Here is a 14,322-nt window from a genome sequence, read left to right on the forward strand (position 1 = left end):
ATGCAGTTCAGCGAATTGATGGCAGTTCTTTCGACCCTCGCGATCCGTCTCCAACGGGATGCCGAGGATCTGCTGGTGCAGGGCGATGACGAGGCGTTGGATGATGCGCTTTGGGACAGCCTGGTCGAGCACAAGGCGCAGCTTCTGGAGCTGGTGGCCGGGCAGGGCGGTCATTGGTTGAGCCCGGCGTTCAGGATCACCCCGGACATGCTGCCCCTGGTACAGCTGGACCCGGCGGCCATCGAGCGTATCGTCGCCGCGGTGCCCGGTGGCGCCGCCAATGTGCAGGACATCTACCCCCTGGCGCCGCTGCAGGAAGGCATGCTCTATCACCACCTGTCCGCGCCCCAGGGCGATCCCTATGTGCTGCAGGCGCGCTTCGCCTTTGCCAGCGAGGCACTCCTGCAAGCCTTTGCCGACGCCCTGCAATGGGTCATCGACCGGCATGACATTCTGCGCACCGCGATTGCCTGGGAAAGCCTCGATGAGCCGCTGCAGGTGGTCCTGCGCCAGGCGCCGCTGGTATGTGAGGCGGTGTCGCTGACCCCCGCCGCCGGTGATGTCCTGAGCCAACTGCAGGCACGCTACGATGCCAGTCGTTTCCGCCTGGACCTGCGCCAGGCGCCGCTGCTGCGCCTGGTGCACGCCCAGGACCCGGGCAACCAGCGGTATGTCGCCCTGCTGCTGTTCCATCACATGGCCCTGGACCACGCCGCGCTGGACGTGGTGCGCCAGGAGATCCAGGCCCGCTTGCTCGGGCACAGTGCCCGACTGTCGGCGCCAGTGCCGTTCCGTGATCACCTGGCCCAGGCCCGGCTGGGCCAGCGTGAGGAGCAGCACGAAGGCTTTTTCCGCGAGATGCTCGGCGACATTGACGAGCCGACCTTGCCGTTCGGCCTGGGGGACGTGCAGGGCACGGCAAGGCACATCGAAGAGCACCGGCTGACCCTGGACCGCGAACTCAGCCAGCGCCTGCGTACCCAGGCCCGGCAACTGGGGGTGAGCACGGCCAGCCTGATGCACCTGGCCCTGGCACGCGTGCTGGGCCAGGTCTGCGGCCGCGAGGCCGTGGTCTTCGGCACGGTGCTGCTGGGCCGCATGGAGGTCGGCGAGGGTGGCGAACGGGCCCTGGGGATGTTCATCAATACCCTGCCGTTGCGGGTGGATGTCGGCGCCCAGGGCGTGCGCGCCGGAGTGCTGGCCACCCACCAGCGGCTGACCGCCTTGCTCGCCCATGAACACGCGTCCCTGGCCCTGGCCCAGCGGTGTAGCGGGGTCAGTGCACCGACCCCACTGTTCAGCGCCATGCTCAACTACCGCCACAGCCACGCCAGTGATGGTGCCGACGTCCAGGAACTGGTGCCGGGGATCCAGGTGCTGGGGGCCGAGGAGCGCACCAACTACCCGCTGACCGTCAATGTCGACGACCTGGGGCAAGACTTCCGCATCACGGCACTGGTGGACGCGACGATTGGCGCCGAGCGCATCGGCGGCTACCTGTTGACCACCCTGGAAAGCCTGGCCCTGGCCCTGCAAGCAACCCCGGAGGCCGCGCTGCACAGCCTGCAAATGCTCCCGGCCAGCGAGCGGCGCTATTTGCTGCAAGGCTTGAACACGCCCCTGGCGCATTACCCGGACAGCCCGCTGCTGCATCAGCAGGTCGAGGCCCAGGCCCGGGTCCAGCCCGAGGCCCCGGCGCTGATCTACCAACAGCAGCGCCTGAGCTATGGCGAACTCAACCAGCGCGCCAATCAGGTGGCCCATCGGTTGCTGGCCCTCGGGGTTCGGCCGGATCAGCGGGTGGCGATCTGTGTCGAACGTGGCCTGGAAATGATCATCGGCCTGCTGGGCATCCTCAAGGCCGGTGGTGCCTACGTGCCCATCGACCCGGCCTACCCGCGCGAGCGCATCGCCTACACCCTGCAGGACAGCGCCCCGGTGGCGCTGTTGGTGCAGGCTGATACCCAAGGCCTGGTGAGCGGCCTGCGGGTGCCGCTGATCGACCTCGACAGCCGCACCCTGGCCTATGAAGCGCTGGATAACCCCGACGTGCCGGGGCTGACCTCGGCCAACCTGGCTTACGTGATCTACACCTCCGGTTCCACCGGCTTGCCCAAGGGCGTGATGGTCGAGCACCGCAACGTTGCCCGGTTGTTTGCCGCCACCCGTGACTGGTTCGATTTCAACTGGCGGGATATCTGGGCGCTGTTCCATTCCTTTGCCTTCGACTTCTCGGTCTGGGAAATCTGGGGCGCGCTGGTGCATGGCGGACAATTGCTGGTGGTGCCGCAAGCCATCAGTCGCTCGCCGGACGCCTGCTACACGCTGCTCTGCGAAACCTCGGTGAGCATCCTCAACCAGATCCCCAGCGCCTTCCGCTCGCTGATCGCGGCCCAGGGCCAGAGCTCGCTCAAGCATTCCCTGCGCCAGGTGATCTTCGGCGGCGAAGCCCTGGAACCGGCCATGCTCAAGCCCTGGTACGCGCGGGTCGACAACGTCGGCACCCAGCTGGTGAATATGTATGGCATCACCGAAACCACGGTGCATGTGACCTATCGACCGTTGCAGGCGGCGGATGCCTTGCTGGTGGGCAGCAGCCCCATTGGCCGGCGCATCCCCGATTTGCAGCTGTACGTACTCGATGCCCGGCGCGAACCCTTGCCCACCGGCGTGGTGGGGGAGTTGTACGTGGGCGGTGCCGGGGTGGCGCGGGGTTATCTCAATCGCGATGAGCTCACGGCCGAGCGCTTCATTGTCGATGCCTTCAGCGCGCAACCGGGCGCACGGCTGTACAAGACCGGCGACCTGGCGCGCTGGCGCAACGATGGCAGCCTGGAATACCTGGGGCGCAACGATGACCAGGTGAAGATTCGCGGTTTCCGCATCGAGTTGGGCGAGATCCAAGCACGCCTGGCAGATTGCGCCGGGGTCCGCGAGGCGGTGGTCATCGCCCGCGAAGACAGCCCGGGGGACAAGCGCCTGGTGGCTTATGTGATTGCCCGGCCAGGAGCAACGCCCAGTGCCACCCAGCTGCGTGAGCAACTGCGCCACAGCCTGGCCGACTACATGCTGCCCAGCGCCTTTGTGCTGCTCGATGCCTGGCCCCTGACCACCAACGGCAAGCTCGACCGCAAGGCTTTGCCGGTACCGCACAGCGAGGCCGTGGCCCGGCAAGACTATGTTGCGCCACAGGGCGAAGTGGAGCAGGCGATTGCGCGGATCTGGCAGGAATTGCTCAACCTGCCGCAGGTCGGGCGCCAGGACAATTTCTTCGAACTGGGCGGGCATTCGTTGCTGGCGGTCAAGCTGATGGAGCGCATGCGCCAGGTGGGCCTGTGCGCCGATGTCCGCGTGCTGTTCGGCCAGCCGACCCTGGCCGCGCTGGCCGCCGCCGTAGGGGGGCAGCGCGAAGTATCGGTGCCGGCCAACCGCATCGGTGCCGGTTGCCAACGTATCACCCCGGAGCTGCTGCCCCTGGCGGACCTCGATCAGGCGGCCATCGAGCGAGTGCTGGCGGCGGTCCCCGGCGGCGTCGCCAATGTCCAGGACATCTATGCCTTGGCGCCGTTGCAGGCGGGCATTCTCTATCACCACCTGAGCAGCGCCGCGGGCGACCCCTACGTGCTGCAGGTGCAGTTCGAATTTCGCGACGAAGACGCCGTGCAAACCTTCGCCCTGGCCATGCAGCAGGTGATTCAGCGCCACGACATCCTGCGTACCAGCGTGCACTGGCAAGGCCTCGATGAGCCGGTGCAGGTGGTGTGCCGGAATGCGCCCCTGGCCTTGCAAGTGCTGGAACTGGACCCGGCCAAGGGCGCGACCCTGGCGCAACTGCAGGCGCGTTTCGACCCTCGGCACTATCGCCTCGACCTGACCTGCGCACCGCTGTTGCGCCTGGCCTGTGCCCAGGACCCGGGACAGCAGCGCTGGCTGGGCATCCTGCTGTTCCATCACCTGGCCCTGGACCACACCTCACTGGACGTGCTGGTGGAGGAAATCGGCGCTGTGCTGCAAGGGCGCTGTGGGCAATTGGCGCCCGCCGCGCCGTATCGCAACTATGTGGCCCAGGCGCGCCTGGGGCTCAGCGAGGCAGAGCATCAAGCGTTCTTCCGCGAGATGCTGGCGGACATCGACGAGCCGACCCTGGCGTTCGGCCTGCAGGACGTCAATCGCGACGGCAGTGGCATCCACGAGCACTCGTTGCTGCTGGACCCGGCGCTGTGCCAGCGCTTGCGTGAGCAGGCGCGGCGGCTCGGGGTCGGCGTCGCCAGCCTGATGCACCTGGCCTGGGGCCTGGTGCTGGGGCAAGTGTCCGGCCGCGACGAGGTGGTGTTCGGCACCGTGCTGCTGGGCCGGATGCACGGCGGCGCGGGGGCCGACCGGGCCCTGGGCATGTTCATCAACACCTTGCCGCTGCGGGTCAGCCTCGGCTCCCAGGGGGTGGCGGATGCGCTGCGCGGCACCCACGCCCGGCTCGCACAGTTGCTCGGCCATGAGCACGCGCCCCTGGCCCTGGCCCAGCGTTGCAGTGGCGTGCCCGCCTCCTTGCCGCTGTTCAGCAGCCTGCTCAATTACCGGCATGGCACCTTGGACAGCGGCCGCGAGCAGGGGCCGGCGACCTGGGACGGGATTCGCGTGCTCGATTCCGAGGAGCGCAGCAACTACCCGCTGGCGCTGAACATCGACGATGACACCGAGGGTTTGCGCCTGACCGTGCAAGCCGTGGCGCAGCTGGACGGCGCCCGGGTCTGTGGTTACCTCAACTGTGCCCTGCAACACCTCGCCGAGGCCCTGGAGCAGACCCCGGCCAAGGCCCTGCAAGAAGTCCCGGTGCTGCCGGAGGCCGAACGCCGGCAACAGCTGCTGGAATTCAACGCCACCGATCGCGCCTACCCACGCCAGCAGACCTTGCACCAGCAGTTCGAAGCCCAGGTCCTGGCCCATCCCCAGCGGGTGGCGGCGGTGGAGGGTAGCGCGCAGCTCAGCTACACCGAGCTCAATACCCGGGCCAATCAATTGGCCCACCATCTGCTGGAACTGGGTGTGCAGCCCGGAGACGCTGTGGCGCTGCTGCTACCGCGGTCCCTGGACCTGTTGGTGAGCCAGCTGGCCATCAGCAAATGCGCCGCGGCCTATGTGCCCCTGGACATCAATGCGCCGGCCCAGCGCCAGGGCTACATGGTGCAGGACAGCCAGAGCGTGGCCTGGCTGACCCACAGTGGCCAGGAGCTGGAATTCCCGGCGCGCCGGGTCGACCTGGACCGCTTGCAACTGGCAGCGCTGCCCGAGCATAACCTCGGCCTGCTGCAGTCTTCCGAGAGCTTGGCCTACATCATGTACACCTCCGGCTCCACCGGCCTGCCCAAGGGCGTGCTGGTGCCGCACCGGGCCGTGAGCCGCCTGGTGATCAACAATGGCTACGCCGATTTCAATGCCGACGACCGCGTGGTCTTTGCCTCCAACCCAGCCTTCGACGCCAGCACCATGGACGTCTGGGGCGCCTGGCTGAATGGCGGGCGAGTGCTGGTGATTGATCACCACACGTTGCTTGAACCTGAGCGCTTTGGCCGTGCCCTGAGTGCCTCGGGGGCCACGGTGCTGTTCGTCACCACGGCGTTGTTCAACCAGTATGTGCAACTGATCCCCGAGGCCCTCAAGGGCCTGCGGATTCTCCTTTGCGGTGGCGAGCGCGCTGACCCGGCGGTCTTCCGCCGGTTGCTGGCGCTGGCGCCGCAACTGCGCCTGGTGCATTGCTACGGCCCCACGGAATCCACCACCTACGCCACCACCCATGAGCTCCAGCACTTGGCCGATGACGCCGAGCACGTGCCCATCGGCCGGCCGATTTCCAACACCCGGGTGTATGTCCTGGATGCCCGGCAGCAGCTGCTGCCGATCGGCGCCCAGGGTGAAATCGTGATCGGCGGCGACGGCGTGGCCAAGGGCTATCTCAACCGCCCCGAGCTGACGGCCGAGAAGTTTATCCGCGACCCTTTCAGCGACCGGCCCGAGGCGCTCCTGTATCGCACCGGGGACATTGGCCGCTGGCTGGAAAACGGCCTGCTGGAGTGCCTGGGGCGCAACGACGACCAGGTGAAAATCCGCGGCCTGCGCATCGAGTTGGGCGAGATCGAGACGCGGCTGGTGGCGTGCCCGGGGGTCAAGGACGGGGTGGTCCTGGCCCGCGAGGACGAACCCGGGGACAAGCGCCTGGTGGCCTATTACACCCAGCCGGCGCAGGCTCCGCTGCTGTCCGCGCAAGCCCTGCGCGCCGCCCTGCAACAGCAGTTGCCGGACTACATGGTGCCCCTGGCCTATGTGCGTCTCGACGCGCTGCCCCTGACCAACAACGGCAAGCTCGACCGCAAGGCCCTGCCGGCGCCGGATGCGTCGGCACTGCTCAGCGGTGAATTCGTGGCCCCCGAGGGCGAGGTGGAGACAGCCTTGGCGCGGATCTGGAGCGAGTTGCTCAAGGTCGAGCGAGTGGGGCGCCACGATCACTTCTTCGAGTTGGGTGGGCACTCGCTGCTGGCGGTGAGCCTGATCGAACGCATGCGCCAGATTGGCCTCAGTGCCGATGTGCGGGCGCTGTTCAGCCAGCCGACCCTGGCGGCCCTGGCCGCTGCCGTGGGCAGTGGTCGCGAGGTGCAGGTGCCGGCCAACCGCATCGCGCTGGATTGCCCGCGTATCACTCCGGAGCTGTTGCCATTGATCGAGCTGGACCAGGCAGCCATCGACCGGGTGGTGGCCAGTGTCCCCGGAGGCATCGCCAATGTGCAGGACATCTACCCCCTGGCACCCTTGCAGGAAGGCATTCTCTATCACCATTTGAGTGCCGAGCAGGGTGATCCCTACCTGCTGCAATCGCGCCTGGCGTTCGACAGTCTGGAGCGCCTGCAGCGTTTCGCCGGGGCCTTGCAGCAGGTGATCCTGCGCCACGACATCCTGCGCACTGCGGTGCTCTGGGAGGGCTTGCCGCAGCCGCTGCAAGTGGTCTTGCGCGACGCGGCGCTGCAGGTCCAGGAGCAACTGCTGGACCCGGCGGACGGTGATCTGCTTGAGCAATTGCACCAGCGCTTCGACGCCCGCCACTGGCGCCTGGACCTGGCCCAGGCACCGCTGATTCGCCTGGTCTATGCCCGGCACCCGACGCAGCAACGGGTGGTGGCGATCCTGCTGTTCCACCACCTGGCCCTGGATCACACCGCGATGGAGGTGATCGGTGAGGAAATGCGCGATCTGCTGTTCAACCGCAGCGAGCACCTGGGTACACCGGTGCCGTACCGCAACTATGTGGCCCAGGCTCGGCTGGGAGCCGGCCAGGCCGAGCATGAAGCGTTCTTCCGCGAGATGCTTGGCGATATCGACGCGTCAACCCTGGCCTTCGGTGTGGAGGATGTGCAGGGCGACGGCCGTGATATCGAAGAGGCTCAGTTGCCCTTGCCCGATGCCTTGAGCCAGCGCCTGCGCGAGCACGCCCGGCAGTTGGGGGTGAGTGCCGCGGCGCTGATGCACCTGGCCTGGGGCCTGGTGCTGGGGCAGGTGTCGAACCGCCGGCAGGTGGTGTTCGGCACCGTGCTGATGGGGCGCATGCAGGGCGGCGAGGGCGCCGACCGTGCCCTGGGAGTGTTCATCAACACCCTGCCAGTGCGGGTGGATGTGGACCACGGCGGAGTACGCGCGGCGGTCAAGGCCACTCATGCCCGGCTCAGCGCCTTGCTCGGCCACGAGCACGCGTCCCTGGCCCTGGCCCAACGCTGCAGCGGCGTGGCGGCCAGCTCGCCGCTGTTCAGCGCCTTGCTCAACTACCGCCATAGCGCGCCGCCAGGGGCCGTGCAGGACGCTATGGATATCTGGCAGGGGGTCGAACGGCTGGGCGGCGAAGAACGCAGCAACTACCCGCTGAGCCTCAGCGTCGATGACCTGGGCGAAGGCTTCGGCCTGTCGCTGCTGGCCCAGGCCAGCATCGGTGCCCAGCGCTTGGGCGGCTATATGCTCAGTGCCCTGGAACAACTGGCGGACGCTCTGGAATGGAGCCCGGAGCTGGCGCTCGGGCAACTTTCGGTGTTGCCGTCGGCAGAACGTGAACAGGTGCTGGAAGGCTTCAATGCCAGCGTCGCCGACTATCCCCGTGGGCAGACCCTGCACGGCCTGTTCGAGGCCCGGGTGCAGCAGGCCCCCGAGGCCGTGGCGCTGGTGCAAGGGACGCTGCGCTTGAGCTATCGGCAGCTCAACCAGCGGGCCAACCAACTGGCCAGGCAACTGCTGGAGCTGGGCGTGCGCCCGGATGATCGCGTAGCGCTGTGCCTGCAGCGCGGCCCGCACCTGTTGACCGGCATGCTGGCGATTCTCAAGGCCGGGGCCAGCTATGTGCCCATCGACCCGAGCCATCCGCCGGAGCGCATCGCCTACCTGTTGCAGGACAGCGCGCCTTTGGCGGTGCTGGTGCAAAGCCTGACCTGCGAGCTGCCGGGCAGCCTCGACCTGCCGCAGATCGATCTCGACGGCTACGTCTGGCAGGACGCTGCCCTGGGCAATCCCCAGGTGCCACGCCTGACCCCGGCGCACCTGGCCTATGTGATCTACACCTCCGGTTCCACCGGCCAGCCCAAGGGCGTGATGGTCGAGCACCAGAGCCTGGAGAACCTGGTGCACTGGCATTGCAGCGCCTTCGACCTGGGCCCGGGACGTCACGCCTCGAGCCTGGCCGGCCTGGGTTTCGACGCCATGGCCTGGGAGGTCTGGCCGACCCTGTGCAGTGGCGCCACCCTGCACCTGCCGCCGGCCGAGGTCGGCAGCCAGGACCTCGATGCGCTGCTCGACTGGTGGCGGGCGCAACCCCTGGACGTGAGCTTCCTGCCGACCCCGGTGGCCGAATACGCCTTCAGCCAGGACCTCGGGCATCCGACCCTGGGCACCTTGTTGATCGGCGGTGACCGGCTGCGTCAATTCCCCCGTGATCCGGGGTTTGCGGTGATCAACAACTACGGCCCCACCGAAGCCACGGTGGTGGCCACTTCCGGTTTGCTCGCGGCCGGTGGCGCCCTGCATATCGGCCGGCCCATGGCCAATGCGCGGATCTACCTGTTGGACGAACTGCAGCGCCCGGTGCCCCTGGGGGTCACGGGCGAGCTGTACGTGGCGGGTGCCGGGGTGGCCCGGGGTTACCTCAACCGTGCCGGGCTGACGGCCGAGCGCTTCCTCAACGATCCGTTCAGTGCCGAGCCCGAGGCGCGCATGTACCGCAGCGGCGACCTGGCGCGCTGGCGCGCCGACGGCAGCCTCGACTACCTGGGGCGCAACGATGACCAGGTGAAGGTCCGCGGCATGCGCATCGAACCGGGGGAGATCGAGGCAGTTCTGCTCGGCCATGCGGCCCTCAAGGAGGCGCTGGTGCTGGTCAGCGATGGACGCCTGCTGGCCTATTTCACGCTGCACACCAGCGCTGCCGGCCAAGGCCCGGCCCCCGAAGACCTGCGCGACCACCTGCAAGGCCGCTTGCCGGATTACATGGTGCCGGTGGCCTACGTGCAGCTCGATGCCCTGCCGCTGACCGCCAACGGCAAGCTCGACCGCAAGGCCCTGCCGCAACCGGAGCAGGGCGCCTGGCTGAGCCGCGGCTTCGAGGCGCCTGAAGGCGAGGTGGAGCTTGCCCTGGCGCGGATCTGGAGTGAACTGCTGCAGGTCGAACAGGTCGGGCGCCACGATCACTTCTTCGAACTGGGCGGGCATTCGCTGCTGGCGGTGAGCCTGATCGAGCGCATGCGCCAGGTCGGTCTCGGCGCTGATGTGCGGGTGCTGTTCAACCAGCCGACCCTGGCGGCCCTGGCTGCTGCGGTGGGCAGCGGCCGCGAGGTGCAAGTGCCGGCCAGCCTGATCGCGGCCGATTGCCCGTGCATCACCCCGGACCTGTTGCCGCTGATCGAATTGGATCAAGCGGCCATCGAGCGCATCGTCGCCACGGTTCCGGGCGGGGTGGGCAATGTGCAGGACATCTATCCCCTGGCGCCGTTGCAGGAAGGCATTCTGTATCACCACCTCAGTGCGCGGCAGGGCGACCCTTACCTGCTGCAGTCGCACCTGGGGTTCGCCAACCGGCAACGCCTGGAGGATTTCGCCACGGCCCTGCAGCGGGTTGCCGAGCGCCACGACATCCTGCGCACCGCGGTGCTCTGGGAAGGCCTGAAACAACCGGTGCAAGTGGTCTGGCGGCGGGCCGCGGTGGTGCTGGAACAGATCGAGTTGGAGCCGACGCACGGCGACATCCTGGAGCAACTGCACGCACGTTTCGATGCCCGGCATTGGCGCCTGGACCTGACCCAGGCGCCGCTGATGCGCCTGGTGTATGCCCAGGACCCGGTGCGGCAGCGCATCGTGGCGATTCTGCTGTTCCATCACATCGCCCTGGATCACACCGCCCTGGAGGTGGTCCGTGAGGAAATCCAGGCCTGCCTGCTGGGGCAGGAGCCGGTGGGTGCGGTGATTCCCTACCGCAACTACGTGGCCCAGGCTCGCCTGGGAATCAGCCGCGAGGAGCACGAAGGGTTTTTCCGCGAGATGCTGGCGGACATCGAGGCCCCGACCCTGCCGTTCGGCTTGCAGGACGTGCAAGGCGACGGCGACGCCATCGAGGAACTGCAGCAGCCGCTGGTGGCCGAGCTGAGTGCGCGCCTGCGGGGCCAGGCGCGCTTGCTCGGGGTCAGCGCCGCGAGCCTGTTCCACCTGGCCTGGGCCCGGGTCCTGAGTGTCACCTCGGGCCAGGACAGCGTGGTCTTCGGCACCGTGCTGCTGGGGCGCCTGCAAGCCGGGCAGGGGGCTGATCGGGCCCTGGGCATGTTCATCAACACCTTGCCGTTGCGGGTCGACCTGGATGACCGCGGCACCCGTGCGGCGGTCAAGACCACTCACGCCCGGCTCAGCGCCCTGTTGGGCCATGAGCATGCGTCCCTGGCCCTGGCCCAGCGTTGCAGTGGCGTGGCCGCGCCGCTGCCGCTGTTCAGCGCCATGCTCAACTACCGCCATGGCAGCGACGCGGCCCCAAGCGGCGCGGTGCAACAGGCCTGGCAAGGCATCGACACCCTGCACAGTGAGGAGCGCACCAACTATCCCTTGAGCCTCAACGTCGATGACCTGGGGCGGGGCTTTCGCCTCACTGCGATGACCCTCGCGCGAATTGGCGCCGGGCGCATCTGCGGCTACATGGAACAGGCCCTGCGGGCCCTGGTGGACAACCTCGAACAGGCGCCGCAGACGCCGTTGCGCCAGGTGCCGATCCTGCCGCTGGAGGAGCGTCGCCAGCTGTTGCACGGTTTCAATGCCACGGCCGTGGACTACCCCCTGGAACAGACCCTGCACGGGCTGTTCGAGGCCCAGGTGCTGCGCAGCCCCGAGGCCCTGGCACTGCAAGCGGGGGAGCTGCAACTGAGCTATCGCCAGCTCAACCAGCGGGCCAACCAGTTGGCCGGGCACTTGCGGCAGCTGGGTGTCGGCCCGGATACCCGGGTGGCGATCTGTGTCGAGCGCGGGCTACCGATGGTCGTCGGCCTGCTGGCGATCCTCAAGGCCGGTGGCGCCTACGTGCCCATCGATCCGGCGTACCCCGCAGAACGCATCGGCTACATGCTGCAGGACAGCGCGCCGCTGGCGGTGCTGGCCGAGGGCGCGACCCGCGCACTGTTGGGGCCGGTATCGGCGCCACTGGTGGACCTCGACCAACTGGCCTGGAGCGAACGCCCGGTGGCCAACCTGCAATGCCCCGAGCTGAGCCCAAGCCACCTGGCCTACGTGATCTACACCTCCGGTTCCACCGGCCAGCCCAAGGGGGTGATGAACGAGCACCGAGCGGTGGTCAACCGCCTGCTGTGGATGCAGGAGCAGTACCGCCTGACGGCCGAGGACGCGGTGTTGCAGAAAACCCCCTTCAGCTTCGACGTGTCGGTCTGGGAGTTCTTCTGGCCGCTGTTCACCGGCGCACGCTTGGTGATGGCGCGTCCGGAGGGCCACAGGGACCCGGCGTACCTGCGCCAGGTGATCCGCGACGAAGGCATCAGCACCTTGCACTTCGTGCCGTCGATGCTCGATGTGTTCCTGGCCCACGGCGACGCCACGGACTGCGTCGCCCTGCGCCAGGTGATGTGCAGCGGCGAGGCCCTGCCGGGCAGCCTGGTGCGGCGCTTCAAGGCGCAGTTGCCAGGGGTTGGCTTGCACAACCTCTATGGCCCCACCGAAGCGGCGGTGGACGTCACCGCCTGGGACTGCGCCGGGCCGCTGCAGCAGACCCCGGACCACACCCCTATCGGCAAGCCCATTGCCAATACCCGGATGTACCTGCTGGACGGGCAGATGCAACCGGTGCCGCTGGGGGTCGAAGGTGAGTTGTACATCGGCGGGGTGCAGGTGGCCCGGGGGTATCTCAACCGCGAGCAACTGAGTGCCGAGCGCTTCCTCAAGGACCCCTTCAGCGACCAGCCACGAGCGCGGATGTACCGCACCGGCGACCTGGGCCGCTACCGGGCCGACGGCACGCTGGAGTACCTGGGGCGCAACGACGATCAGGTGAAAATCCGTGGCCTGCGCATCGAGCTGGGGGAGATCCAGGCCCGCCTGACCCAGCTCGCTGCGGTCAAGGAAGCGCTGGTCCTGGCCCGCGAGGACGTGCCCGGCGACAAACGCCTGGTGGCCTACTACACCACCCATGGCCAGGCCGTACGGCTGCCCGCCGAGCAGTTGCGCGGGGAGTTGTTGCAGCATCTGCCGGACTTCATGGTGCCAGCGCTGTTCGTGCACCTGGAGGCCTTGCCCCTGGGGCCCAACGGCAAGCTGGCGCGCAAGGAACTGCCAGCGCCGGGGCTGGACGCGGCCCTGGTGCGCGAGTACGAGGCGCCGCAGGGGGAAGTGGAAATCACCCTGGCGCGGCTCTGGGCCGAGTTGCTCAACGTCGAGCGGGTCGGTCGCCATGATCATTTCTTCGAACTGGGCGGGCACTCCCTGCTGGCAGTCAGCCTGATCAGCCGAATGCGTGACGAAGGCATGGAAGCCGATGTCCGGGCGTTGTTCGAACAACCGACCCTGGCGGGTTATGCGGCAATTACCGAGCGAATGGAGATCGTCCTGTGAGCGTGATCGAACTGTTGGCGACACTGAAGGAAAAGGACGTTCAACTGGTGCTCAAGGACGACCAACTGGTGGTCCAGGGCAACAAGCAGGCCTTGAGTGAAGCGGCCTTGCTGGCCCGGCTGCGGGCCTACAAACCGCAGCTGATCGAGTTGATCAGATCCGGGCAGTATTCGCCGACCAAGGCCGGGCAGGTGCAGGTGCCGGCCAACGGCATCACCCCGCACACCCGGCGCATCACCCCGGAGCTGCTGCCCCTGGCCGACCTCGACCAGCCGGCCATCGAACGGATTGTCGCCACGGTGCCGGGCGGGGTGGCCAACGTTCAGGACATCTACCCCCTGGCGCCGCTGCAGGAGGGCATTCTCTATCACCACGTCAGTGCCGTGCAGGGCGACCCCTATGTCATGCAGGCGCAGTTCGCCTTCGACAGCCTGGCGCGTTTGCAAGCCTTCGCCGAGGCCTTGCGCGGGGTCATCGCGCGCCACGATATCCTGCGCACCGCAGTGCTCTGGGACGGCCTGGAACAGCCGATGCAGGTGGTCTGGCGCGAGGCCGAGCTGATCCTTCAGGAAGTCGAGACTGACCCGGCCGCCGGCGAGGTGCTGGCCCAATTGCATGCACGTTTCGATGCCCGCCACTATCGCCTGGACATCAGCCAGGCACCGATGCTGCGCCTGGTGCATGCCTGGGATGCTGCCGGGCAGCGCATCGTCGCCATGCTGCTGTTCCACCACATGGCCCTGGATCACAGCGCCCTGGATGTGGTGCGCCACGAGATGCAGGCGTTCCTCATGGGCCAGGCCGGGCGCCTGGGACCGGCGCTGCCATTTCGCAACTACGTGGCCCAGGCCCGGTTGGGCGTCAGTGAACAGGAGCACGAAACCTTCTTCCGCCAGATGCTTGGCGATATCGACGAGCCGACCTTGCCGTTCGGCCTGCAGGACGTGCAGGGCGATGGCCGGGCCATCGACGAAGCCAGCCTGGCGCTGCCGCCGTTGTTGAACCAGCGCCTGCGGGCCCAGGCACGCAAGGCCGGGGTCAGCGCCGCGAGCCTGTTCCACCTGGCCTGGGGACGGGTGCTGGGGACCTTGGCCGGCAAGCACAAAGTGGTGTTTGGCACCGTATTGATGGGCCGCATGCAGGGCGCCGAGGCCACCGACCGGGCCCTGGGAATCTTCATCAACACCTTGCCGTTTCGCCTGGATG

General features: G+C 67.7%; 2 protein-coding genes (1 of these 2 running past the window's edge). Both read left to right on the top strand.

From position 1 onward, the window contains the following. On the top strand, positions 1-13,116 hold the full coding sequence (locus GV818_RS24935; RefSeq protein WP_161777814.1) for a non-ribosomal peptide synthetase: 13,116 nt from the start codon (positions 1-3) through the stop codon (positions 13,114-13,116). Continuing rightward, positions 13,113-14,322, top strand: partial view of a non-ribosomal peptide synthetase gene (locus GV818_RS24940; RefSeq protein WP_161777815.1) — the 5' portion only. 13,496 nt of this gene lie beyond the right edge of the window; 1,210 of the gene's 14,706 nt are visible here — the first part of the coding sequence; it begins with the start codon at positions 13,113-13,115; its stop codon lies off the right edge, out of view. The genes GV818_RS24935 and GV818_RS24940 overlap by 4 nt, the downstream gene beginning before the upstream one ends.

The sequence above is a fragment of the Pseudomonas sp. Fl4BN1 genome, assembly GCF_009908285.1.
GTDB lineage: Bacteria > Pseudomonadota > Gammaproteobacteria > Pseudomonadales > Pseudomonadaceae > Aquipseudomonas.

What these genes read in the sequence shown, in the direction of transcription:
- GV818_RS24935 (WP_161777814.1), top strand. Translation starts at nt 1, where the DNA reads ATGCAGTTCAGCGAATTGATGGCAGTTCTTTCGACCCTCGCGATCCGT.